The organism is Phytomonospora sp. NPDC050363, assembly GCF_040655735.1.
GTDB lineage: Bacteria > Actinomycetota > Actinomycetes > Mycobacteriales > Micromonosporaceae > Phytomonospora.
In genome coordinates, this window is sequence record NZ_JBFAKK010000009.1 from 63,775 (window position 1) to 84,896 (window position 21,122).

Annotated in this window: 22 protein-coding genes and 1 pseudogene; 17 read left to right on the forward strand and 6 right to left on the reverse strand. The window is 65.5% G+C overall.

The annotated features are described in order from the left end of the window. Window positions 1-2: 2 nt before the first annotated feature. From AB0I28_RS23970 to AB0I28_RS23985, 4 genes and pseudogenes are all read left to right on the forward strand, one after another. On the forward strand, window positions 3-1,130 hold the full coding sequence (locus tag AB0I28_RS23970) for an FAD-dependent oxidoreductase (RefSeq protein ID WP_357496765.1): 1,128 nt from the start codon (window positions 3-5) through the stop codon (window positions 1,128-1,130). Then, window positions 1,127-1,852, forward strand: coding sequence for a DUF1365 domain-containing protein (locus tag AB0I28_RS23975; protein ID WP_357496767.1), 726 nt, complete (start codon window positions 1,127-1,129; stop codon window positions 1,850-1,852). The genes AB0I28_RS23970 and AB0I28_RS23975 overlap by 4 nt, the downstream gene beginning before the upstream one ends. Continuing rightward, on the forward strand, window positions 1,849-3,072 hold the full coding sequence (locus AB0I28_RS23980) for a cyclopropane-fatty-acyl-phospholipid synthase family protein (RefSeq protein WP_357496769.1): 1,224 nt from the start codon (window positions 1,849-1,851) through the stop codon (window positions 3,070-3,072). The genes AB0I28_RS23975 and AB0I28_RS23980 overlap by 4 nt, the downstream gene beginning before the upstream one ends. Before the next feature lie 199 nt (window positions 3,073-3,271). Next, window positions 3,272-3,508: pseudogene (locus AB0I28_RS23985) on the forward strand (aldo/keto reductase); the annotation flags it as partial. 830 nt (window positions 3,509-4,338) lie between these two features. On the opposite strand, the gene AB0I28_RS23990 reads toward AB0I28_RS23985, so the two are convergent. From AB0I28_RS23990 to AB0I28_RS24005, 4 genes are read right to left on the reverse strand one after another with little or no spacing between them, the layout of a single operon-like run. Continuing rightward, window positions 4,339-4,581, reverse strand: coding sequence for a transposase (locus AB0I28_RS23990; protein WP_357496771.1), 243 nt, complete (start codon window positions 4,579-4,581; stop codon window positions 4,339-4,341). Then, a complete protein-coding gene (locus AB0I28_RS23995; RefSeq protein ID WP_357496772.1) occupies window positions 4,569-4,814 on the reverse strand; it encodes a hypothetical protein in 246 nt (81 codons plus the stop codon). The genes AB0I28_RS23990 and AB0I28_RS23995 overlap by 13 nt, the downstream gene beginning before the upstream one ends. 47 nt (window positions 4,815-4,861) lie before the next feature. Then, window positions 4,862-5,152 (reverse strand): winged helix-turn-helix domain-containing protein, encoded by a 291-nt coding sequence (locus AB0I28_RS24000; RefSeq protein ID WP_357497240.1) that lies wholly within the window; start codon window positions 5,150-5,152, stop codon window positions 4,862-4,864. 2 nt (window positions 5,153-5,154) lie between these two features. Then, window positions 5,155-5,271 (reverse strand): hypothetical protein, encoded by a 117-nt coding sequence (locus AB0I28_RS24005; protein WP_357497242.1) that lies wholly within the window; start codon window positions 5,269-5,271, stop codon window positions 5,155-5,157. 389 nt (window positions 5,272-5,660) lie between these two features. Here AB0I28_RS24005 and AB0I28_RS24010 point away from each other — a divergent pair, with 389 nt between their 5' ends. From AB0I28_RS24010 to AB0I28_RS24025, 4 genes are all read left to right on the forward strand, one after another. Beyond that, window positions 5,661-6,617, forward strand: a complete 957-nt coding sequence (locus AB0I28_RS24010) for an ABC transporter ATP-binding protein (protein ID WP_357496774.1) — start codon at window positions 5,661-5,663, stop codon at window positions 6,615-6,617. 50 nt (window positions 6,618-6,667) lie between these two features. Next, complete coding sequence (locus AB0I28_RS24015) at window positions 6,668-7,393, forward strand: ABC transporter permease (protein ID WP_357496776.1); 726 nt, start codon at window positions 6,668-6,670, stop codon at window positions 7,391-7,393. 89 nt (window positions 7,394-7,482) lie between these two features. Further along, entirely contained in the window at window positions 7,483-8,169 is a 687-nt protein-coding gene (locus AB0I28_RS24020; protein WP_357497244.1) for an ABC transporter permease, read from the forward strand. Between the two features lie 49 nt (window positions 8,170-8,218). Next, on the forward strand, window positions 8,219-9,478 hold the full coding sequence (locus tag AB0I28_RS24025) for a SidA/IucD/PvdA family monooxygenase (protein ID WP_357496778.1): 1,260 nt from the start codon (window positions 8,219-8,221) through the stop codon (window positions 9,476-9,478). Here the strand turns inward: AB0I28_RS24025 and AB0I28_RS24030 are convergent. Together AB0I28_RS24030 and AB0I28_RS24035 are read right to left on the reverse strand one after the other, a co-directional pair. Further along, window positions 9,460-10,659 (reverse strand): ATP-grasp domain-containing protein, encoded by a 1,200-nt coding sequence (locus AB0I28_RS24030; protein ID WP_357496780.1) that lies wholly within the window; start codon window positions 10,657-10,659, stop codon window positions 9,460-9,462. The genes AB0I28_RS24025 and AB0I28_RS24030 overlap by 19 nt on opposite strands. Further along, window positions 10,656-11,804 (reverse strand): ATP-grasp domain-containing protein, encoded by a 1,149-nt coding sequence (locus AB0I28_RS24035; RefSeq protein ID WP_357496782.1) that lies wholly within the window; start codon window positions 11,802-11,804, stop codon window positions 10,656-10,658. The genes AB0I28_RS24030 and AB0I28_RS24035 overlap by 4 nt, the downstream gene beginning before the upstream one ends. Before the next feature lie 376 nt (window positions 11,805-12,180). On the opposite strand from AB0I28_RS24035, the gene AB0I28_RS24040 reads away from it, so the two are divergent. The 9 genes from AB0I28_RS24040 (at window position 12,181) to AB0I28_RS24080 (ending at window position 21,116) form a co-directional block, all read left to right on the forward strand. Further along, on the forward strand, window positions 12,181-13,407 hold the full coding sequence (locus AB0I28_RS24040) for a hypothetical protein (protein WP_357496784.1): 1,227 nt from the start codon (window positions 12,181-12,183) through the stop codon (window positions 13,405-13,407). After that, entirely contained in the window at window positions 13,407-14,387 is a 981-nt protein-coding gene (locus tag AB0I28_RS24045) for an aldo/keto reductase (RefSeq protein WP_357497246.1), read from the forward strand. The genes AB0I28_RS24040 and AB0I28_RS24045 overlap by 1 nt, the downstream gene beginning before the upstream one ends. A gap of 155 nt (window positions 14,388-14,542) precedes the next feature. Further along, window positions 14,543-16,231: a radical SAM protein gene (locus AB0I28_RS24050; RefSeq protein WP_357496786.1), complete on the forward strand. Its 1,689-nt coding sequence runs from the start codon at window positions 14,543-14,545 to the stop codon at window positions 16,229-16,231. Then, entirely contained in the window at window positions 16,218-17,012 is a 795-nt protein-coding gene (locus AB0I28_RS24055; protein WP_357496788.1) for a hypothetical protein, read from the forward strand. The genes AB0I28_RS24050 and AB0I28_RS24055 overlap by 14 nt, the downstream gene beginning before the upstream one ends. Continuing rightward, window positions 17,009-17,896 (forward strand): nucleoside phosphorylase, encoded by an 888-nt coding sequence (locus AB0I28_RS24060; RefSeq protein WP_357496790.1) that lies wholly within the window; start codon window positions 17,009-17,011, stop codon window positions 17,894-17,896. The genes AB0I28_RS24055 and AB0I28_RS24060 overlap by 4 nt, the downstream gene beginning before the upstream one ends. Next, window positions 17,847-18,701: a sugar phosphate isomerase/epimerase family protein gene (locus AB0I28_RS24065; protein ID WP_357496792.1), complete on the forward strand. Its 855-nt coding sequence runs from the start codon at window positions 17,847-17,849 to the stop codon at window positions 18,699-18,701. Before AB0I28_RS24060 ends, AB0I28_RS24065 begins: the two co-directional genes overlap by 50 nt. Window positions 18,702-18,706: 5 nt before the next feature. Next, window positions 18,707-19,921, forward strand: coding sequence for a Gfo/Idh/MocA family oxidoreductase (locus AB0I28_RS24070; RefSeq protein ID WP_357496794.1), 1,215 nt, complete (start codon window positions 18,707-18,709; stop codon window positions 19,919-19,921). Then, the gene (locus AB0I28_RS24075) at window positions 19,918-20,487 is read left to right on the forward strand and encodes a DUF402 domain-containing protein (RefSeq protein ID WP_357496796.1); all 570 of its coding nucleotides are present in this window, start codon (window positions 19,918-19,920) and stop codon (window positions 20,485-20,487) included. Before AB0I28_RS24070 ends, AB0I28_RS24075 begins: the two co-directional genes overlap by 4 nt. After that, on the forward strand, window positions 20,484-21,116 hold the full coding sequence (locus AB0I28_RS24080; protein WP_357496798.1) for an aldo/keto reductase: 633 nt from the start codon (window positions 20,484-20,486) through the stop codon (window positions 21,114-21,116). The genes AB0I28_RS24075 and AB0I28_RS24080 overlap by 4 nt, the downstream gene beginning before the upstream one ends. Window positions 21,117-21,122 lie beyond the last annotated feature (6 nt).

Below are 21,122 nucleotides of genomic sequence, written 5' to 3' on the forward strand. Positions count from 1 at the left end.
TCGTGTCCACTCCCGACCACGTCCGGGTCCCGATCGACATGGGCTTCATCGTGTACAACGACCGGACCTATCCGCACCTGACGAGACTGTTCACCGAACTCGGTGTCCCCAGCCAGGAGTCCGAGATGTCGATGAGCGTGCGCTGCCTCGGATGCGGCCTGGAGTACGCCGGCGGTAAACGCGGCGTGGGCATGCTGGCACGGGCCAGAGGGTCCGCCTGGCCGGCGTACCTGCGGATGCTGACCGAGATACCGGGCTTCCATCGTGACGCGCGCAGATTCTGGTCGGAGACCGGAAACGACGACCTGACCTTCGGCAGGTTCCTCGCCGACGGCGGGTATTCGCGGTACTTCGTCGACCACTTCGCTCTGCCGCTCGTCGCGGCGGTGTGGTCGGCTGGTGAACGACCCAGCATGCTTTACCCCGCTCGCCGGCTCTTCGCCTTCCTTCGCAGGCACGGCATGCTCACCACGAACATGTCGATACCATGGCGCACGGTCACCGGCGGCTCCCGCGTCTACGTCGACCGGATCCGCGCGCAGCTGGGCGAGGTGCGCGAAGGCGTCACCGTCCGCACCGTGCGAAGGCACTCCGATGGTGTGGACGTCGTCGACGCCACCGACGCCACAACGCGATTCGACCGCGTCGTGATCGCCACCCACGCCGACCAGGCCCTTGAGTTGCTGGCCGACCCGACACCGGCGGAAAAGCAGATCCTCGGCGCTTTTGAATACTCCCGCAATGAGGCCTGGCTGCACACCGACTCCTCGCTGCTGCCCAGCGCCCGGAGAACGCGCGCGTCGTGGAACTTCCTCAAGCCCCGCTGTCACGGCGGTGAGCGGGCCTTGGTCAGCTACCACATGAATCGGCTGATGCGGCTCAACGAACCCGTCGACTACGTCGTCACGCTCAACGGAGCGGCACGCGTTGACGCGGCCTCGCTCATCACTTCACGGACCTACCAGCACCCGATCTACACCGCCGAGGCCATCGCCGCCCAACGCCGGCTGCCCGAACTGACCGGACCTCGCACCGTCTACGCCGGTGCTCACCACGGATGGGGTTTCCACGAGGACGGCTGCGTTTCGGGTGTCGAGGCCGCTGAAGCGTGCGGGGTGACCTGGCCATGAGAGTGCCCGCCCTCTACGACGGACAGCTCCTGCACGTGCGCCGTGAGCCGGTGACGAGGATGTTTCGATCCCGGATCTACCTGTGGCTGGTCGACCTGGACGACCTGCCGTCCCTGCCCTGGTGGGCACGTCCCCTCGCCCGCTTCCGCGCCGAGGATCATCTCGGCCGCGCCGATCGGTCGATCCGGTCCAATGTGGATGACTGGCTCGCCGGGCACGATGTCGACCTCACCGGCGGTCGGATACTCATGCTGGCCTCGGCAAGGGTGCTCGGGTACGTTTTCAATCCCCTCACCGTCTTCTGGTGCCATCGCGCCGATGGCGAACTCGCCTGCGTCATCGCCGAGGTCTGCAACACCTACGGCGAACGGCACTGCTATCTGGTGTCCGCCGCCGAAGCGGTCACGATGGTGGACAAGCGCTTCTACGTCTCGCCGTTCTTGAAGGTCGGCGGGCGCTACCGGATGCGCCTGCCGGTCCCCGGCGAGCGGCTTTCGCTCTCGATCTCGCTGGTGGATCACGGCCGCACACTCTTCTCCGCCGTTCTCACCGGGCGACGCAAATCGGCCGGCCCGTCCAGTGTTCTTGGTATGGCACTGACCAGGCCGCTCATGCCTCACCGCGTTTCGATCGCGATCCGGCTGCACGGCATCCGTCTGTGGCTCTCGGGGCTGCCCGTGACACCGCGAGCCGCGGGATCGACTTCGAAGGAATCCCCATGAAATCGCCCCCCACCGCCCCCCATCCCGTCCTTGACCGGCCGTCCTTGGTCGTCCCTGCCCACGCCCCGGTACGCGAGTGGCTGATGGAACGCATGTTCCGTGGCGCCGTCGGCTCGCTGCCCATCCGTGTCGTATTCCCCGGCGGAGAGAGAATCGGCAAGGGCGATGCGATGTCGCCGCTGATGCGCGTACCGCGTCCCTCGGTTCTGTACCGGCGAATGGGGACCTGCGGCCCGGTGGGTTTCGGCGAGGGCTACATGGCCGGAGACTGGACCAGCACCGATCCGGCCGCCCTCCTGACCCCCTTCGCGGCCAGGATCACCAGGCCCATCCGCAGGCCGATGGCGGCCTTGCGCCGGTGGGCGGACCACCATCGGCCCGTAGGCGAGCGGAACACCATCGACGGCTCGCGGGAGAACATCCACCGTCACTACGACCTGTCGAACGAACTGTTCGCCCTGTTCCTCGACGAGTCGATGACCTATTCCTCGGCCCTGTTCGCCCCTGGCGACGATCTGTACGCGGCCCAGCTGCGCAAGATCGACACCGTCCTCGATGACGCGAAGGTCGGCGCCGGAACCCGGGTTCTGGATATCGGTTCGGGCTGGGGCGCGCTGGCCATCCGCGCCGCCCAGCGCGGAGCGGAGGTCACCGCCTTGACCATCTCGCGAGAACAGCTCTCCCTGGCGCAGCGGCGGATCGAGGCAGCGGGTGTCGGCGACCGCGTGCGGCTCCAGCCGCGGGACTACCGCGACGCCGACGGCGAGTACGACGCCGTGGTCGCCGTGGAGATGGTGGAGGCCGTCGGCAAGGAGTACTGGCCGGCCTACTTCGCCACCCTCGAACGGGTCCTGGCACCGGGCGGGCGTATCGCACTCCAGGTGATCACGATGCCCCACGATCGCCTGCTGGCGACCAAGGACGTCAGCACGTGGATCCAGAAGTACATCTTCCCGGGCGGGCAAACCATGTCGCTGACGGCGATCGAGGAGGAGGTCAAGGCCTGCGGCTTGCGGATCACCGGACGCAGGCGGCTCGGCGGGCACTACGCCCGCACCCTGCACCAGTGGCGGGACCGGTTCCTCGCGAACACCGAAGCGGTGTCCGCGCTGGGTTTCGACGCGACCTTCCTGCGAATGTGGGAGTTCTACCTCGCCTACTGCGAGGCGGGCTTCCGCTCCGGATATCTCGATGTCTGGCAGTTCCGGCTGGCCAGGTGAGGACGGGGTTCGCCCTTCCCTGCCGCCGTTGAGGAGGAATCCTGCCGCAGCCGCAGGAAGACCCCTACCCCCGGGGAACCGCCGAGAGCTGCATCAACCAACACCTGGCCGTGGGAACCCCTGGCCCCGACCCGAATCACATCGCCCGGCCCCCGCGACCCCAATACGCAGGTTCCCAGCCTGTTGTAGGTTCGACCCCATGGAATTCCGCCACCTCGGCCGCTCCGGCCTAGTCATCAGCGAGATCGCCTACGGCAACTGGATCACCCACGGCTCCCAGGTCGAAGAGGACGCCGCGCACGCCTGCGTCAAGGCCGCCCTCGACGCCGGCATCACCACCTTCGACACCGCCGACGTCTACGCCGCCACGAAGGCCGAGTCGGTCCTCGGCCGCGCCCTCAAGGGCCAGCGCCGCGAGTCGCTCGAAATCTTCACCTAAATCACCAGATCCTCCACATGGCAGGACACGAGTCACACCAGCCACAGCTACCCCCCTCGAACGACGAGACATCGAACTCCGCCTGAACTTCAGTGCACTCGCTCCGCCGCTCCGGGCTCCCCACACTTCCGTGGAGTGGAACCGCCGACGGTATTGGTTTAGATCCCGAACGACCGAGATCGGCGCTCGCCAGAGTGGAGCCCCTCTGTTCGGTACCGCGATGGCCGCGGGATTGGCTACTGATCCGGCCTTCATCTCACCGGTGCCTTGGGCGACAACAGTTTCACCAACGAACCGAGTTGCAACATGCCCGCAGCCGCTGTGCCAGGTGCCGCACGACACGAAATCGACGTGTCCTTGTAACCAGCACCCGATCGTTGGTCGCCGTGACCAGGCCCTTCTATGGCGCTTGGTGTACGTCCAGTCCGAGCCAGGCAAGCTAGGCGGCCAGGACACGCCAGAACCCCCGGCCACAGTCCCGGTCACGCTCGGGATCCCAAGCGGTTCGAACTGCAGCCATGGGGATCTCAGTCTCGTTGATCGCCACCGTCAATTCCGATTGCGGGATGCTCAAAACGAGCGGATGCCGCCGTGCCCCGTGTTCGAGACTGGGACGAATTGGATCCTAGAGTTCAGATCCTGGCGCCATCACTCACCACCCGCCGGTTGCAAGGGTCTCAAGGAGCATCGCCGCGGCACTCGAACGCCGGATGGTGGATGACAATTTGGAGCGGCGGCGCCCAACCCTGCACTCCGAAGATCTCGACTCCGTCATCCGGCTCCTGGTACTCGCGCGATGACCCGCTAGAGAGGTTGAATGGTTGATGTTATGGGGGTATGAGGTCGAGTCCGGTTCGTGCGAGGAATCCGATGACGAGGCCCGGGTGGTGCTGGATGCGTTTCACGCGGGTATTGACCAGGGCGATCAGCTGGTCGAGGGTGGTCTCGACGAGGTTGGCGGGGGATCGCTTCAGGTGGGACCAGACCGGCTCGACGGGGTTGAGTTCGGGCGCGTATGCCGGAAGCTGGAAGACCGTCAGCCATGACCGGTTGGCGATCAGCTCGCGCATCGCGGTGTTGCGGTGGTGTTCAGGTTGTCCCAGGCGAGGACGATCGGTGCACCGAGTTGCTGGTGGGCCTGGTCGAGCAGGCGGGTGTAATCATGCTCGGTGAAGCTCTTCGCCTCGCCCTTCCTGCCGCGATATGGGCGGATCCGGTAGATCAGCCGGGGACGGTGGCCCTCGCGGTGACACACCAGGCCGGCGCTGGACACCCGCTTGGTGCCGGCCGCGGTCGCTTTCACCACCGGAGTACAGCCCCTGTGCCCCCAGGTGCGTCCCTTCGGCGGTCTCAGACCTTGGCCCGCCTCGTCCTCGAAGCAGATCCACGCACCCAGGTCCGCCGCGGTCCTTTTATGACCGGCCACGTCAGCTGCTTCCACCCTGCGATCGCGTCCTCGTCGCGCTCGACGGCCCGCCGACAGGGGACCTGCACGCTCCAACCGAGGCGATGCAGCAGCTTCGAAACCCCCACCCGGGAGTACCCGATGTGGAACAACCGCCGGATCAACCAGGCGACCCCGACCAGAGTCCACCGCTGATCATCGAACCCCCACACTTGCGGACCGGCGTCCAACGCCACCGTCAACCGCTCGAGCCGGGCGGCGTCCAAGCGGCACCTTGCACCCGAGGCGCCCTTCGACCGCAACACGCCTCCACCCCACCGGCCTTCCAAGCCGTACGCCACCGCCACACCGACATCGCCGTCACCCGCAACCGGCGCGCCACCTCACCGTTGCCGACACCTCAGCGAACCACTCGGCCGCCTGAAGGCGGACCCGCTCACGTGTCGCCCGCTGCGCCGCCGACAGCCCACCACCCTCGGCATACCTCATATCCCAACAACTACGGCGAACCCATGCCAAAGTCCACAGTAGAGACACCACTCCGACAGTTCAACCTCTCTAGACGACACATAAACGACGCTCGGCACAGAGACTCTCCACCGTCCACATCCGGACGCGAAGCGGTCGGATTCGTCGGCTCCGCTTGTAGTTTTGCGTCGTCACCGCACTAGCACAGCGGCACTGCGCGGTTCCGGGAGACGACCTCGCCGCAGCAGCACAATCAGGGAGGACGTTGTGGCACGCATGGACATCGAGGTGAAGAATCTCGTACGCGTCTATGGACGAGGTGCCACCCAACGCAGGGCCGTCGACAAGATCAGCTTCGGCGTGGAGAAGGGTAAGCTCTTCGGAATCCTCGGACCCAATGGTGCTGGGAAGACGACGACGATCAAGATCCTGCTCACCACCCTGCTGCCGACGTCCGGAAGCGCAAGCATCATGGGCCTCGACGTCGTCAAAGATGTCAAGCACGTGCGCCGTGCCATCGGATACGTCCTCGGCGGCGACAAGGGATTCTACGACCGCCTGACGGCCCGCCAGAACATGACCTACTTCTGCGATCTGTACGAGGTCCCCTATCGCGTTCAGCGCAAGAGAATCCCTGAGCTTCTGGAGATGACCGGACTAGACGACCGAGGCAAGGACAAGGTCGAGACGTTCTCTCGCGGCATGCGTCAGCGGCTCCACATTGCGCGAAGCCTCGTCCACGACCCTCAAGTGCTGATCCTCGACGAACCGACGAACGGCATCGATCCGGTCGGCGCCAGAGAGGTCCGAGAACTCGTCACCACGTTCAGTGACAGCGGGAAGACGGTCTTGCTGACCACGCACCACATGCAGGAAGCCGATGCCATGTGCGATCGGCTCGTCGTCATCTCTTCCGGGCGCCTCATCGCCGAAGGAGCACCCCGCGATGTCAAACGGCTGGCGAGCAGCTCCCGAGTGACCGAACTGGTCACCACGGGAGCCGATCCGAACCGCCTGGCGAAACTCAACGGAATTGAGGGCGTCTTGAGCGTGCGGATCGAGACAGCAGGTGTCCAGCAGATCGTCCAGGTCCACTCGGCTGTCGGCATTGACTGCGCACCTGCGATCGTTCGCTGCCTGGATTCGGTCGAGATCGAGGGCATGACCATCCGAGAACCGACACTCGAAGACGCCTACGTCGCACTCGTGTCCACGCACGGCGGATTCACATGAGGGCCAGGTCTCGATTCCTGATCATCGCCTGGCTGTTCCATTTGAGGCAGATGGCGACCGTACGGATCTACATCTTCGACTCGGTCGTACTGCCACTCGTCCTGGCCACCATCGCGCTGCGGATGGCCGGGCCAAGCGCCGATCCAGCCACGCTCACCTCCCTCACGTTCGGTGCGGCCGTCATGGGCATGTGGGCGGCGGCTCTGAGCGGCACGGGAGGCGCGATCAGCCGCATGCGATCGATGGCACTGCTCGAACCGATCGTCGCGGCACCGACACCACTCGCCGCCGCCTTGGCGGCAAACGCCCTCGCGAGCGCCAGCCTCGGGCTCTACTCGCTGGTCGCCACAGTCCTGTGGGCGAAATTCGGCCTCAAGGCACCGATCGAGATCGCCTCACCGGCATTGCTCGTACCCGCGTTCGTCCTCACGGTGGTCGCGACTGCGGCTCTCGGCGTGACTCTGTCGGTGTCACTTGTCATGTTCCGGCGAGCACAGTCCGTCAGCAATCTATTCGAGTATCCGTTCTGGATCTTCACCGGCGCGATGGTTCCGATCACCCTGCTCCCAGCATGGTTCGACTCGGTGAGCTGGTTCATCGGTCCGGCCTGGGGGATGAAGGCCATCCGATCGGCGGCCGTAGGTGACGCTTCGGCCGTCGGTGTCGCGCTGCTCGCCGGCTTCGCGGTGACAGCCGCCTATTGGACGGTCAGCATGCTTCTCCTGCGGTCAATGGAGCGGCTCGCACGGGAAAGGGCGGCCCTGCCACTCTCATGAGCATCTTTCGGACCACCGTTGTCGGTGGCTATCTTGCATATCGAGGGCTGTTCCATTGGCTCTCCGGCAGACTCCTCGTTCCCACGTTGGTGCTGAACCCCGCCCTTCAACTGGCGGCGTTCACGATGATCGGCAGCTACATCGGCAGCCAGCCCGCCAGCTACTACGCCGTCGGGAACGCGGTGCACTCGATGGCGCGGGCGTCCATCTTCTCGGCCACCGTGGTCATCGGTGCCGAGCGGTCCAACGGCACGTTGAGCACACTCCTCGCGACGCCTTCACGGCCGATCGTAATCTTCGGCGGGCGCCTGATACCCGCGCTTGTGACGGGATATCTGTCCAGCATCATCATGCTGGCTCTCGCCACCACATTCACTGGGGCGACCGTACCCCTGGCGGGCGTACCGATGATCCTCCTGACGATCTTCCTCGTGGCCCTTTCCTGTAGCGCACTCGGCCTCTGCCTCGGTGCCGCCAGCCTCTATCTCCGCGACGTCTTCTTTCTTCCGAACGTCTCCATCTACGGGATGATGCTCTTTTGCGGCGTCAACCTGACCTCCGCCGAGAACCCGGCCGGTGAGAGCTTCGCGCGCTTGATTCCTCTGACCAACGGACTGCACGCGATCCGCGAAGTGATGATGGGACACCAGGCACCGCTGTCCGCTCTGGCCACAGAGCTGGGCCTGGCGACCGTGTACGCACTGGTCGCCATGATCCTGGTTCATGTGTTCGCGCAGCGGGCGCGCGTGACCGCTTCGCTCGACCTGGGGGCCTGAGATGTCACCGACGCGCCGTCCGGACGCCGCTCGTTTCGCCTGTGTCGGCGTGGGAGTCGGGCCAGCGAACCTGAGCCTCGCATCCCTGCTGCACGGACGGCAGGACTTCCCCAACCTCTTCCTGGAGCAACGGGAGAAGTTCGGATGGCACGACGGGCAACTCCTCCACGATGCCAGCCTTCAGGTTTCGATGCTCAAGGACCTGGTCACGCTGGCCGATCCCACGAACCCCTTCTCCTTCCTGTCGTACCTTCACTCACGCGGGCGCATGTATCACTTCATCAACGCCCAGTTCGAGGCCGTACCTCGCAAGGAGTACCGCAACTACCTGGAGTGGGCGTGCGGAAGGAACGAGAACCTCGCCTTCGGTGAAAGCGTGCTCTCGATCGGATTCGACGGAGACTTCATCGTCGAAACAACCCGACGGCTGGTCATCGCCGCCAACGTCGTCGTCGGAGTCGGGATGCGACCGTGGGTCCCGCTTCACGTTGCCGGCAGCCTGGGACCGTCCCAGTTCCACGCCGCCGAGTACCTCCGTCACCTCGACCGCCTACCGGGCGCGCGAGTCGTCGTCGTCGGCGGCGGACAGTCCGGCGCGGAGATCGTCCTCGACCTGATCAACCGACGAGACGCGGACCTCCCTCGGCAGGTGTCCTGGCTCTCGCGCAGGCCCAACTACTTCCCGATCGACGACTCCCCGTTCACCAACGACTACTTCACGCCGCCGTTCTCCGACTTTTTCGCACGTCTTGATGAGGTGACGCGGAAGGATTTCAACGGTCGGCACGTGCTCGCCAGCGACGGAGCCTCGGAGTCGACCCTCCGCCAGATCTACCAGCGCCTCTACCGCGGGCGCTTCATCGACCGAGACCAGGTCGACGTTGCGCTGCTCCCCGGACGGGAGGTCTCCGAAGTGGCCCGGACGGACTCGGGCTGGCGTCTGAGCATGATGAACCGGTACCTCGGCGCGCCCGAGCAGGTCGAAGGTGATGTGGTCATCTGGGCGACGGGCTTCCGTCGGCCGGAGCTGACCTTCCTGGCACCAATCGCCGACCGCCTGGAACGGGTCGGCGATGAGTTCCGCGTCGATCGGGACTTCGCCGTCGCATGGGACGGTCCCACCGACCGTTCGCTGTTCCTCCAGAACGCGACCAGACAGCAGCGCGGCCTCGCCGACCCCAACCTCAGCCTGCTCGCCTGGCGTAGCAAACGAATCGCCGACCGGATGCTGGGACGCCCCGGCGATGAGCCGGTCGAGTCCTTCGTGGACTGGTCAGGCGAGACCGGTGGTCAAGGGGCGGATCGGTAACACTCGCCGATCGTGAGGGCCTTGTGCTCGAAGTCGACCAGATCGGCAGCGCGGACGATGTAGCGGTCGCGGTAGTCGGTGCAGTGCCGCGGAGCCCCGCTCCCTCGGCCCGCATCCGCGTCGTGCAGATGCTCGACGATGCCGAGTTCACCGAACAGGGCGCTCGGTACACCGAACGCGTGCTCGCCTGGATAGAAGCCCACGACGCCCCAGACCGAACGACCGTCCGACGCTCCGGGCCGTCGCGTCACATCAAGGCCGAGCTCCACTCTGACCGCTGCCTCGATGATGTTCACCCCGTGGGCGAGGCTCAGGTACCGGTCGATACCTCCGCCCCCCGGTCGGGCCGCCACCTCAAGGAGGACGAGCTCGTCCCCGTCCGTCCGAAACACCTCCAGATGCAAGACACCCGAGGCGAACCCGAACGCCGCCACCACGGCGGCCGTCAACGCAATGACGCGCCGAGTGAAAGGTCCAGGTGGAAGATTGACGCTGCCCGCCATGCCGTCCGGACCGAACTCCCCAGGGTTGGCGAGGTAGCGGCTGACCTCGGCGAAACCAAGCGAGCCGCCCTCCACCACGGCGTCGCAGTGGAACAAGTCGCCCTCGACGAACTCCTCGATCTCGAACTGACCGGGGCCGGGATCGACGGTGGACCAACGCTCGGAGGCCTCAGCGAGCGAGGTCACTACAGAGACGTGTTTGCTGCCGACGCCGTAGCGAGGCTTCATCACCCATGCTCTGCCGTCCAGTGGAACAGCACGCAAGTCCTCGATGCTGTCCAGCCGGTGATGGTCCGGTACCAGGATGCCCGCCTCCGCCGCCGCCCTCTTCATCGCGATCTTGTCCCGGAACAAGACCACGCCGTCCTCGCTCAGCCCCGGCAGTCCGAACCTCGTCCGCAGCCGCGCCGCGGACGTCATCGCACGCTCGTGCAGGGCGACGACATGCCGAACCGAGTATCTGTCGATGATCCAGGCGCACAGTGCTTCGACCTGCGATGGATCAAGAAAGCTGCAGGTATGGGTGTGGCGGAACGCCGAGGAGTCGAGGCCGTCCACACCTGAGTACGCGTGCGTGACCAGGTGCGGCTCGATGTCCTCCAGAGGCAGCAGGCATCTGCCGAACTCGAACAGGAAACCGTGCGAGTGCCGGTTGATCACCAGTATCGGCGTCTTCATGCCGTGCCAGGAGTCGTGGTGACCTCGATGCGGGTCGCCAATTCTCGCGCCGCGGCAAGGGCGGTCGTCGAGTCTCCAGCCGAAACGGCCACCGAACCGACCCGGTCATCGGAGCTGGACAGCGATTCGACCCGCTGCCCCGGTTTGACCCCTGTCCAAACTCGGTTCAGCTCGACTCCGGGCGGCACAGCCCTCTCATCCGGCAGTTCCACAGACGTGACGAGGCCGGGAGTCGCCGTGGCGTAGGCGACCGCCGCCGCCGCCGTCGCTGTCGCCGACGCAGGCGCAGGCGCAGGCGCAGGCGCCTCGTCGGAGATGGTGACGAGCCCCAGCGGCCAGCCCAACGCGGATGCCTTCAGATCAATGCCGGTCACCCTGGTGACGAGTGCCGGGATGCCATCGCCTCCGACGCGGTTGTGCGACTCGATGATCTTGACGCTTCCGTTATGGATCTTGAATTCCGTATGCGCAGGCCCGTCCCGGAGTCCGACCGCGCGAAGGAAGTCGTCGATCGCCTCACAAACCGCCTCTCGTTCACGGGATGAAAGCGTTGACGGAGGCGTCACGTGGGCAAGTTCCACGAACGAAGCATCCACGTGCTTCTCGACCAGTGCAACGACATGGTGCTCACCGTCGACGCTGAAGGACTCGGCGCTGTACTCCTGCCCGCCCACGTACTCCTCAAGGATGCAACCCTTGACGTCCAGCCCTTCAAGACTTCCGGGTTCCTCGACCAGACACACGCCTCGACTACCCGATCCATCACGAGGCTTGAGGATCGCACGGACGCCCGGACCCCAACCCTTCATCACGGCGGCGGCGGCCATTGCATCCGGGGGAACCGCATAGCGCACAGTCAGTTCGGGGGCTCGCTGCCGCAGCAACGCACGCATCCGGGACTTGTCGCGCAGAGTGTGCACCACCTCGAAGGGCGTTCCAGGAGTGCCGAGAAGCTCATTCGCCAGTGCTGCGGGCAGCAGTCCCGACTCCGTGAGAGAGACGACTGCGCCCACACGCAAGGGGGCGAGTACTCCGGTCACGAATGAGGGGAACGTCTCTTCTGTGAAGTCCACAGAGTAGCAATGGGAGTACCGCCCGGTTTCGACGATCTTGTTCAACGGCGAACCCGGTTGCTGTACGAGCACGAGGTCACGGTCGAGCGTTCTCGCCGCAGCGGCGATGGATCGAGACGCACCGAGAACCACGAGCCTGCCCGGGGCTCGGACGCCGACTGTTCCGGGTCGTGCGGTGAACGTTGCCAATCGGGACACCTCGTGCTCCGAGCGCGGGATGCGGCTTTGACGAATGCCGTTCCTTCATACCAGTGGATGGCCCGTCGTTACCGGTCTCGCGTCCTGATCCGGACACCGATGACCGGAGCCGGACACGATCTTCGACGACCGGTTCACCTTGGCTGCATACTCGTCGACATCCCACCCGTCCGCCAGTATTCCCGCGCGTTCTGACGGCGATGCCACATCGCCAGAAGGCGCGGAGAAAAAGCGCCCAAAGGGGCTGTTCATGCGATTGATTCCAACGAATGCGACCGTTGTCCACCGGTTCTTGCTGCTCGGCGATCCTGCGCACCAGTACCCGATCGCCCGCACGACTGGAACACTCGTGGCAGCCGAGTTGGCAACCGACACCTGGGCAGGCGAGAAGGCCGTCGAGCTGTTGCGTGCTGGCGACTCGGAGGCCGGTCGTCTCCTCATCATGCCGACCGGCGCGATGGACGGGCAGGAGGCCGAAAGCCTTGGGATCGCGGCCACCTGGAACGGCCTCGGCATGTCCGCCGATCTCGAAGACCGGCTCGCGGAGCATCTCCAGGGAGGCCGTAGCGCCGCCCGCCGACTGAGCCCACTCCTGATGCTGCGATGCCATCCGACGGAACGGGGTTCTCGCATCGAAGTCCTCGTGGCTGCCCGCTTCCGGGCCGGTGGAGTGGTCTTCGTCCGGGTGTCGCGGTGGGAGGCGAAGGAGGCCGCGCTGTCCGACGTCCTTCCGCACTGCCTGGAGCTGTGCCGATCCCTGCATCCGCAGGTCGCCAACGACCGCCGGGAATTCGAGAACTTCCATCCGCAGACCGAGATCGAGACGAAGATCGACCTGCCCGGCGAGGTCTCGATCTGGGCACTGACCTCGGCGATCGGCACGGCACTTGAAGCCGGTTCCTTCGAGGGCTTCATCCCTGATCTCGGCAATGAGCTGCTTCGCCGCAGCACGAGGCGCGAGATCTGTGAAATCGTCGCTCCTCCCGATGAGGTCGGTTACATCGCGCTGCGCCGACCGACGGGCAGGATGCTCAAAGTCAAGACCTTTTCGCAGGACGGTCTGCGACGCCGGGAGGTGTTTCATCCGCTATCCGGCGTGCCGACTGCGTCGCTGGCCGACGTGATCGGCATGGAGTTCCCACACCTGACCGTACGCGAACTGTCCTCCATCGACCGGACGCTCTACTGCATAAACGTCGAATCAGCGATCACCGGACATCTCTACTCCGTCGAACTCGACGAAGTGGTGGAACTCGACCGTGGACGTGTCCTACGTCAGCTCGAAGTCGAGTACGACTATTCGAGAGTCCACGAAGGACTGTCATCGGATTCCATCGAGCCGGAATTGTTCAGGCTCACCAATCTTCTTGAACAGCATCTGAAAGAACTGGGGGTCACCGGAGAGCGCACCTACCATTCGAAACTCTCGTTCCTGCGAGATTGCGCAGCGGACCCGGGCACGGGCGGCTCTTCATGATGCGCCACCGCCTGAAGGGAACCGAGCTCAGCATCTCCCGGATCGGACTCGGCACCAGCAACTTCGGCAAACGCACCGGTCCGGCGGCGAGCCGGGCGATCATGGCGGCTGCGGTCGACCACGGCGTCAACCTGATCGACACCGCCGACATGTACGGATCAGCGGCGCTCGCCGAGGAAGTCATCGCGCCGTTTCTCGTCGGCCGAAGAGACCGTGTCGTCTTGGCCACCAAGTTCGGCTTCAACCGGACCGGCGACGAAATTCAGTCCGGTCGGGGTGCGAGGTCGTTGATCAACCTGTCGATCGAGGCTTCACTGCGGCGTCTGCGAACCGATCACATCGACCTCTACCAGATGCATTACCCGGACCCCGGAACGCCGATCGACGAGACACTGGAGACGCTCACGGCCTTGCAGCGGCAGGGAAAGATCAGGCACTTCGGCTGCGCGAACTTCGCACCCGCCGAGCTCCGTGAGGCGAACGAGCGCGCGACGGCGCTCGGCACCCCTCACTTCCGCAGCGTCCAAACCGAGCTGAGTCTGCTGAGCCGCTCGGCCGAGCGCGACCTACTGCCGATCTGTGCGTCTCTCGACATCACGGTCGTCGCCTACTTCGTACTGGCACGCGGGCTTCTGACGGGCAAGTACGTCCGAGGCGCGGCGGTCCCCGCGACGTGGCGTCTCTCTGGACGCCGCGGACAGGTGCTGCTCACCGATGCGAACTTCGACGTGGTCGAAGCCCTCACCGCGTTCGCGTCAGAGCGGGGAGTCCCGATCGCCGCCCTCGCCATCGGATCGGCCCTGGCGATGCCAGCCGTTGGGTCCGCTCTCGTCGGCGCCACATCGGTCCGACAACTCGAAGAGCTCGTTGCCGCGAGCACCTGGACGCCTGCTCGAAGCGACCTCGACGCACTTGACGGGCTCATGAACTCGGCGCCCCACGCGGCCACGGCACTGAACCCGATCACTCCACAACCCTAGGGGGAGCAACGATGTCCAACCTTGAACGAGAGATCGCCCGAATCCAAGCGACCGAAACCGTCTTGGGCGCTCCGTACGACTTCGGAGGGAAGCCGGCGAACCCGCTGCGCATCGCCTTCATGCTTCCGTACGCTCACGAGTTCTCACTGCTCTGTATGGGGCCGCTCGCGTTGTACGACCTGATCAACCGGACCACGGACTTGCCCGCGGTGGCCGAGCGTGCGCTGATGTACGAATGCCTCACCGGCACCGACGGTTCCTTCGGACTGCCTGAGGGTGCGGTCTACCGGTCTATCGAGTCGGAGGCTCCGCTCGCCGAGGCCGACATCATCGGTGTCAGCATCACCAACGGCGGCGACCTCCCGGCCTTCTTCCGCATGCTCGACCTGGCCGGCATCGCCCGGCGACGAGAGGAGAGGGCGGCGACCGGCGGGCCGTTGGTGGTCGGCGGCAACGGAGGGTTCGCGAACCCCGAGATCCTCGGCGACTACGTCGACGTGATCGCGATGGGCGAAGGCGAGGACTCCTTCCTTGAGCTGATCCGGGCCGCGGACAGGCACCGCACCGATGGCACGACCCGCGACGACCTCATGGTCCAGATCGCGAGAGTGCCAGGGCTCTACGTGCCGTCTCTCTACCACGCCGAACACGCTCCCGGCGGCGGTATCTCCGGCATCCGACCGACGAGCATGACCGTACCTGCCAAGGTCACGCCCCAGTTCCTCGAAGTCGGCGACCTCCACAGCGCCCACTTCGTCTCGCCGATCACCGACGGCAACCGCGCGATGGTCGTCCCCACCCTCGGCTGCCGCTGGGAGTGCCACTTCTGCAACCTCGGTGTGCCACCGTTCCGCCAAGCCCCGTTCGATCTGCTCGACTCGTACCTTGACCGGCTGGAGGCCACCGGAGTCAGCCAGGTAATCGTCAGCTCCCCCACCTTCACCCAGTATGGGAAGCGCCATGCGCTGCTGGACCGGCTGAAGAACTATCGGACCGCCTCCGGAAGCAAGGTCACCACGATCATAGGGTCGGTACGGGCCGACGAGCTGTCCGCCAGGTACCTCGACGCGGTCACCGAACTCGGGGACTTCGGGCACCTCTACACCGAACTGAAGCTGGAGAACACCCGGGGGATCATCACCATCGCCCCCGAGTTCGCCGCCCCCGACCTCGTTCGCATCTACAACAAGACAATGACGCCGCAACGTGTGGCTAAGGCGATCAACCTCTGCAGGGACAGTGCCGGGATCGCCAACATCATGCTGTACTTCATCGTCGGCGCCCCCGGGGAGACTGAGGCCGACCGTTTGGCGATCGCCGACTACGCCGTTGAGGTCTTCGAGAACCTACGCAGCGAGGACGGGGCCGTCATCGTCAAACTCCAGCAGTTCATGCCCACCCCGAACACTGTCAGTCAGCGACTCGACATGGTGGATCCGCTCCTCATCGACGGTTACATCGAAAAAATCCAGGAGAGGTTCGTCGAACTCGTCGGCGTGGACGCGTTCGACAGGCACTACCGGCTGATCTGGGGTGAATCCAGCCGCCTGCTGCTGGAGAGCGTCTGCATGCGCGGAGACCGCCGTATCGGGAGGGTGCTCGAACGACTGCACGACGACGGTGTCGACTTCGGCCGCATCAGCGACGCCGAGTTCCAGCAGGCTCTGGCCTCGCACGGACTCGTGCACACCCGGTACCTGCGTCGGATCCCGCTCGACGAAGTCCTGCCGTGGGAGGTCGTCAACACCGTCGACGTCGCCGCCGAACGTAAGCTGATCGCGGACATCGACGAGCGTGTCCCCGGCCGATCGGGCACCGAGGCGGGCGACGATGCATCCGTATGAGCTGCGGCGCGAACCGGGAACCGGTCTGTTCGTGGTGATCGAGGGTGCCGACGGATCGGGAAAGTCCACGGTCGTAGACGAACTCACCGACGAACTCGGTCGACGGGGACACGTCGCCCGGAAGGTCGACCGATCGCATCCCTACGGCGATGCGCCCTATGCGCGGTTCGTCGAGGCGGTCGACGGGATCTTCCGCGACGGCGACCGTCTCTTCAGGAGCCCGGCGAGCGTCGGATCGGGCTATGACCTGCTCAGCCTCGCCGGCGCGGCCCAGTACGTCGCCCTGGTCTACGGACAGGTTCTCCCGATCATCGATACCGGCGGGATCGCCATCGCCGAGAGTTGGTGGACCAAGACGTGGGTCCGCCTGTCTCTTGAGGTCGCCCGCCGTTTGACTCCGGCCGCCGACAAGCTCGCGGACTTCAGACGCTGGCAGTCCGGCCTGATCTCAGGACCGGTCGTCCCACCCGACCGGATGCTCACCATCGTCGTCGAGGCGGATCAGCGCGACCGCGTGAAGTGGCACGAGGCGAGCAGCTCCGAACAGCGCGTCTTCGACCGGACCGGGCGCAGTACGAGTGAGGCCGAAGCATTCGGAGACTTCACCGAGGAGATCGCACGCGGTGTTCGCGACGTGGGCCGGGCAGAAGGATGGCCCTCGGTACGCAACGGGTCCGACATGACCCCACGTGCGGTGTCCGTGGAACTCGCGGTCTTGGTCCAGCAGACCCTCGACGCACGGGCTACAAGAGGAGAAGCGCCCCAGGACGCACCACGATGAATGCCGACGATTCAGCGGTGAACTTCCCCGGCTACCCGGGCAAGCACACCCTTCCACCGGTCATGAAGGCGTCGGATCGCCTGGCGCGAGTCGACCCTTCCGGCAGTCTGGACACCCTCGGCTCGGTGTCCGGCGCCGTTGTCGTCTACCAGCGATCCCTTTTTCGGTCCATCGTCGCCGCGAGCCGCTCCCTCCCTGCGGAAGCCTGGCCTGTCGGCAGCCTGCACGTCCTGTCTCTCCGTGGAAGGACCTTCGCGGTCTGCGGCGACTTCGGATTCGGCGCGCCGACGGCGGCCCTGGTCGTAGAGTATCTCGCGGCCTGCGGCGTCCAGAGGGTCATCACAGTCGGCACGGCTGGCTCGCTGCACCCAGAGTGCGCTCCCGGCCAGGTCATCGTGTGCACCGGAGCCCTCCGCGACGAGGGGACCTCGTACCACTACACCCCGCCGGACTCCCCTGCCTTGCCCTCCCCCGAACTCACCGCTTCCTTGACCGCCCACCTGCGTCAGGACGTCCCCTCGCTCTCTGAAGGACTCACCTGGACCACCGACGCACCGCAACGCGAAACCCTCGCCGAAGTGGCGCACTACCGCCGCAAAGGTGTGCTTTCAGTGGAGATGGAGGCGTCGGCGGTGTTCAGCGTCGCGTCTTGTCGCGGTATCGACGCCGCCGCGGCGTTCGCTGTTTCGGATCTGGTCAACGGCCGTCGCTGGGAGCAGTTCTTCGGATCTCGGGAGGTCCGTGGAGGCCTGGCGCGAGTTTTCGCCGCCGCCTCCCGGGTGCTCACCGACCCGCATCGTTCAAACGACACAGAAGTCCTTGGAGGAAGCCATGATGGAACTCTGCCTGAACCGCTCGACCCTGGACTCCGCAACCCCGCCTGACGTTTTCGTGCACGCCGCGCGTTCCGCCGGGTTCCGAGCGGTCGAGTTGTCCTCTGCTCGCCTCCGTGAGGCGGTGGCGCGCTCCCCCGAGCTGTGCCGGATCTTCACCGAGGGCGAGGTCGTTCCGGTGCACGGTGGGTGGAACGTGCGCATGCACTGGCCACGCGAGCGCTTCTTCGCGGCGGTGGGAGACGTCGACGGGGCAATGGCATTCGCGGTGTCTCTCGGCAGCCGAAGCGGCACCTTGGACCTGCCGCGCCCGCCGCTCGGAGACGATCCGCACCGCTGGCGGGACGACATGATCGAGAGGCTGCGGGCGATCGGGCGCCTCGCCGTCCGAAACGGTCTGCGGGTGATGCTCGAATTCAACGGGCTGTGGAACCGCGATGCCTCGACAGACACCGGATACCGCACCCTTCGTGCAGCAGTCGAGCTGGTCGAGGAGGCTGACGTTCCGTCCCTCGGAGTCCTTCTCGACACGTTCCATTGGCATGCTTCGGCAGGCACCGCGCAGGACCTCGCGGCGATCCCCTCCGGTCTGCCGATCTTCGTTCACGTCAACGATGCCCCGCCACTCCCACTCGACCAGCTCGACGATGCCCAAAGGCGCCTGCCCGGAGAAGGAGTCATCGCCTTGAACGAATTCCTCACAGCCCTGGCGGATCGTGGCCATGAGGGACCGCTCTCGATCGAACTGAAGACTCCGGAACTGCACGCGATGGAGCCGACGAAAGCCGCGCGTCACGTGCATACGGTGGTGAGCCGCACGCTGGGCGCGTTCGTCGAAGCCGAGGCGCAGGTATGACGGGGATGAACAACGTTCCTCCTCGCCTATCGCCCATTCGCGTGGGTCTCATCGGTTGTGGGCTCATCGGATTGCGCCATTTGGATGCCTGGCGCCAAGTCCACGAGGCTTCCACGATCCCGCTGAAGATCACCTCCGTCTGCGACACCGACCCCGCACGAGCGCGAGCGGCAGCGGATCGGGTAACCGAGTGGCAGGGCAGTGCGCCGGCCGTGTCCGACGATCCGACGGACGTCTTCGCCGGTCCGGTCGACGGCGTCGACATCTGTCTGCCCGTCTTTCTGCATGAGCGAACGGCCGTCGACGCCTTGAAGGCCGGCAAGCACGTCCTGGTCGAAAAGCCGATCACCGACACGATCGAGGCCGCACGTCGCGTTCTCGCCGCGGCGACCGACTCCGGCCGCGTCCTCGCCCTCGCAGAGAACCACCGACGCAGCCCGGCGATCCGGGTGGCACGCTGGTTGCTCACCGAACGTCAGATGATCGGGGCACCGGTTCTCGTGACGATGGAACGCTCCAGATTCCAGGAGCCCACGACAGCGGACTGGCACTGGCGAGCCCGGAAGGCGACCGGTGGCGGTGGGTGGGCCGTCGACAACGCCGCCCACCTGTTCGACACTCTGCAGTACTTCTTCGGACCGGTGGAGGCCGTGACGGCGCACGCCCGTCGCGTCGTGGATCGCCCCCTACGGTTGCCCGACGGGGGCTCCTGCGTCGACGAACGCGAAGATGTCCTGGTCGCGATGCTGAGGTTCCGATCCGGGGTAACGGGCGTCTTCAACAACAGCTCGTCGCTCCCGGGTGCCGAGCGATTCCACTTCGCGGTGCAGGGAACGAGTGGGGCACTCGTGGATGACGGCGGCCAGCTGTTCCACGCTCCATTGCCGACGGCGATGCTCCATCGGCCAGGCAGCGAGCCGGCACCGGTGTCGGCGTGGACGGCGGAGTACCTGGAACACCTCGACCCGGTCGATCGGGACGTCTGGTTCCCGTACGGGCTCAGGGACGACTTCGCCATCGAGTGCGCGGAGTTCCTCCGCGCGATGGCAGGACACGGAACTATCGAGATCGACGGGGAACAGGCTCTGCGTACGCTCGCGACCTCACTGGCCGTATATGAATCCGCGCTGGCTGGCTCAACGGTTCTCGTCGATGATGTGCTGTCCGGCAGAGTTCGGCAATTCCAGGAAACGGTGCCGTGGAGAGATGGGTGGAAATGAGTGACACACATTGGCGGATCGGCAGGAAACTCAAATTCTCGCGTGAGGTCCTCGCGACATGGAACGAGGAGGTCATCGGGGAAGACGCTTCCGGAGAGTGGTCCGTGCTGAGAGCCGGCGACCCGGTCGACGTCGGCGGTGGAAAGACCATCGAGTTCGGTTCGGATCAGTTCTACTGCTACCCGCGCGACGGTTGGTGGGTCGCACACTTCTGGGGCCCCGAACTGTCCATCCTCGTCCGTGAGCCCGACGGCTCGGTGCGGCGGTCCGTACGCTCCGAGCCTGTGTACGTCGACATCAGCGCCCCCGCAGTCCGCTCGGACGGCGGCATCTCATTCGTGGACCTGGTCCTGGATCTGGTGCGGACCGAGAGCGGGAACATCGACGTCCTCGACGAGGACGAACTCGATCAGGTGGTCGAGGTCGGTGGGATCACCGAAGCGGACGTCGCCGAGGCACGAAAGGCGTGCGAGGAGGTCCTCGAAGCCATGCGGTCGAGGCAGCCGCCTTTCGACGGTTCCGACCTCCGCTGGAAGGCAACACTCACCGGCGGACCATCCGCATGAGCGAACCTTCCATCCTCTGCCGCCGGTGCGGTCGCAGCGGCCCCAATCCCCTGGAGGAGACGATGGAAGCCCTGACGACGGCCGTCCGCGCCGACAAGGCTCAGTACGTCGGCAACTCGTCGTACACGTCGGGCGAGACGATCCGTGCGGCGGATATTCTTCGCGACCTGGGGGTCCCGCTGCTTGTCAATCAGTCCTCACTGTCCATGATCGACCGCTGGACAGAACAGGACCGGCTGCTCGACGCGCTGAGCACCGCCGAAGGAGACTTCATCGCATCCTCTCCGTTGGCACGTTGGCTACTCACCGACCGGTACATGCACGGCGTACCGTCCGACTATCCTGCAGCCACGAGCCGTTTCCTCACTCCCGAGGACGTGACACCCGAACGACTTCGACAGGTGGCCGGTCTGCAGGAACTCGCCGGAGCGAGGGGCCAGTCGACTGCCCAGCCGACCCTGTCCTGGACCTTCCGCAGTCCCAGGGTGACGAGCGCCCTGATCGGAGTCTCGTCGGTGGCCCAGCTCGAACCCAACGCCAGGGCGGTCGAACAGCTGGCATTCGACGATGACGAGCTGACCGCGATCGACTCGCTGCTGACTCCGCAGGTGAAGGGCTCTGGGGCATGAAGGCCT

Excerpts from the sequence above, each read along its gene's own strand:
- AB0I28_RS23975 (WP_357496767.1), top strand. The coding sequence starts at position 1,127 with ATGAGAGTGCCCGCCCTCTACGACGGACAGCTCCTGCACGTGCGCCGT.
- AB0I28_RS23980 (WP_357496769.1), top strand. The coding sequence starts at position 1,849 with ATGAAATCGCCCCCCACCGCCCCCCATCCCGTCCTTGACCGGCCGTCC.
- AB0I28_RS23990 (WP_357496771.1), bottom strand. The coding sequence starts at position 4,581 with ATGCGCGAGCTGATCGCCAACCGGTCATGGCTGACGGTCTTCCAGCTT.
- AB0I28_RS24005 (WP_357497242.1), bottom strand. The coding sequence starts at position 5,271 with ATGTCGGTGTGGCGGTGGCGTACGGCTTGGAAGGCCGGTGGGGTGGAG.
- AB0I28_RS24010 (WP_357496774.1), top strand. The coding sequence starts at position 5,661 with ATGGACATCGAGGTGAAGAATCTCGTACGCGTCTATGGACGAGGTGCC.
- AB0I28_RS24015 (WP_357496776.1), top strand. The coding sequence starts at position 6,668 with ATGGCGACCGTACGGATCTACATCTTCGACTCGGTCGTACTGCCACTC.
- AB0I28_RS24030 (WP_357496780.1), bottom strand. The coding sequence starts at position 10,659 with ATGAAGACGCCGATACTGGTGATCAACCGGCACTCGCACGGTTTCCTG.
- AB0I28_RS24040 (WP_357496784.1), top strand. The coding sequence starts at position 12,181 with ATGCGATTGATTCCAACGAATGCGACCGTTGTCCACCGGTTCTTGCTG.
- AB0I28_RS24045 (WP_357497246.1), top strand. The coding sequence starts at position 13,407 with ATGCGCCACCGCCTGAAGGGAACCGAGCTCAGCATCTCCCGGATCGGA.
- AB0I28_RS24050 (WP_357496786.1), top strand. The coding sequence starts at position 14,543 with ATGGGGCCGCTCGCGTTGTACGACCTGATCAACCGGACCACGGACTTG.
- AB0I28_RS24055 (WP_357496788.1), top strand. The coding sequence starts at position 16,218 with ATGCATCCGTATGAGCTGCGGCGCGAACCGGGAACCGGTCTGTTCGTG.
- AB0I28_RS24060 (WP_357496790.1), top strand. The coding sequence starts at position 17,009 with ATGAATGCCGACGATTCAGCGGTGAACTTCCCCGGCTACCCGGGCAAG.
- AB0I28_RS24065 (WP_357496792.1), top strand. The coding sequence starts at position 17,847 with ATGGAACTCTGCCTGAACCGCTCGACCCTGGACTCCGCAACCCCGCCT.
- AB0I28_RS24070 (WP_357496794.1), top strand. The coding sequence starts at position 18,707 with ATGAACAACGTTCCTCCTCGCCTATCGCCCATTCGCGTGGGTCTCATC.
- AB0I28_RS24075 (WP_357496796.1), top strand. The coding sequence starts at position 19,918 with ATGAGTGACACACATTGGCGGATCGGCAGGAAACTCAAATTCTCGCGT.
- AB0I28_RS24080 (WP_357496798.1), top strand. The coding sequence starts at position 20,484 with ATGAGCGAACCTTCCATCCTCTGCCGCCGGTGCGGTCGCAGCGGCCCC.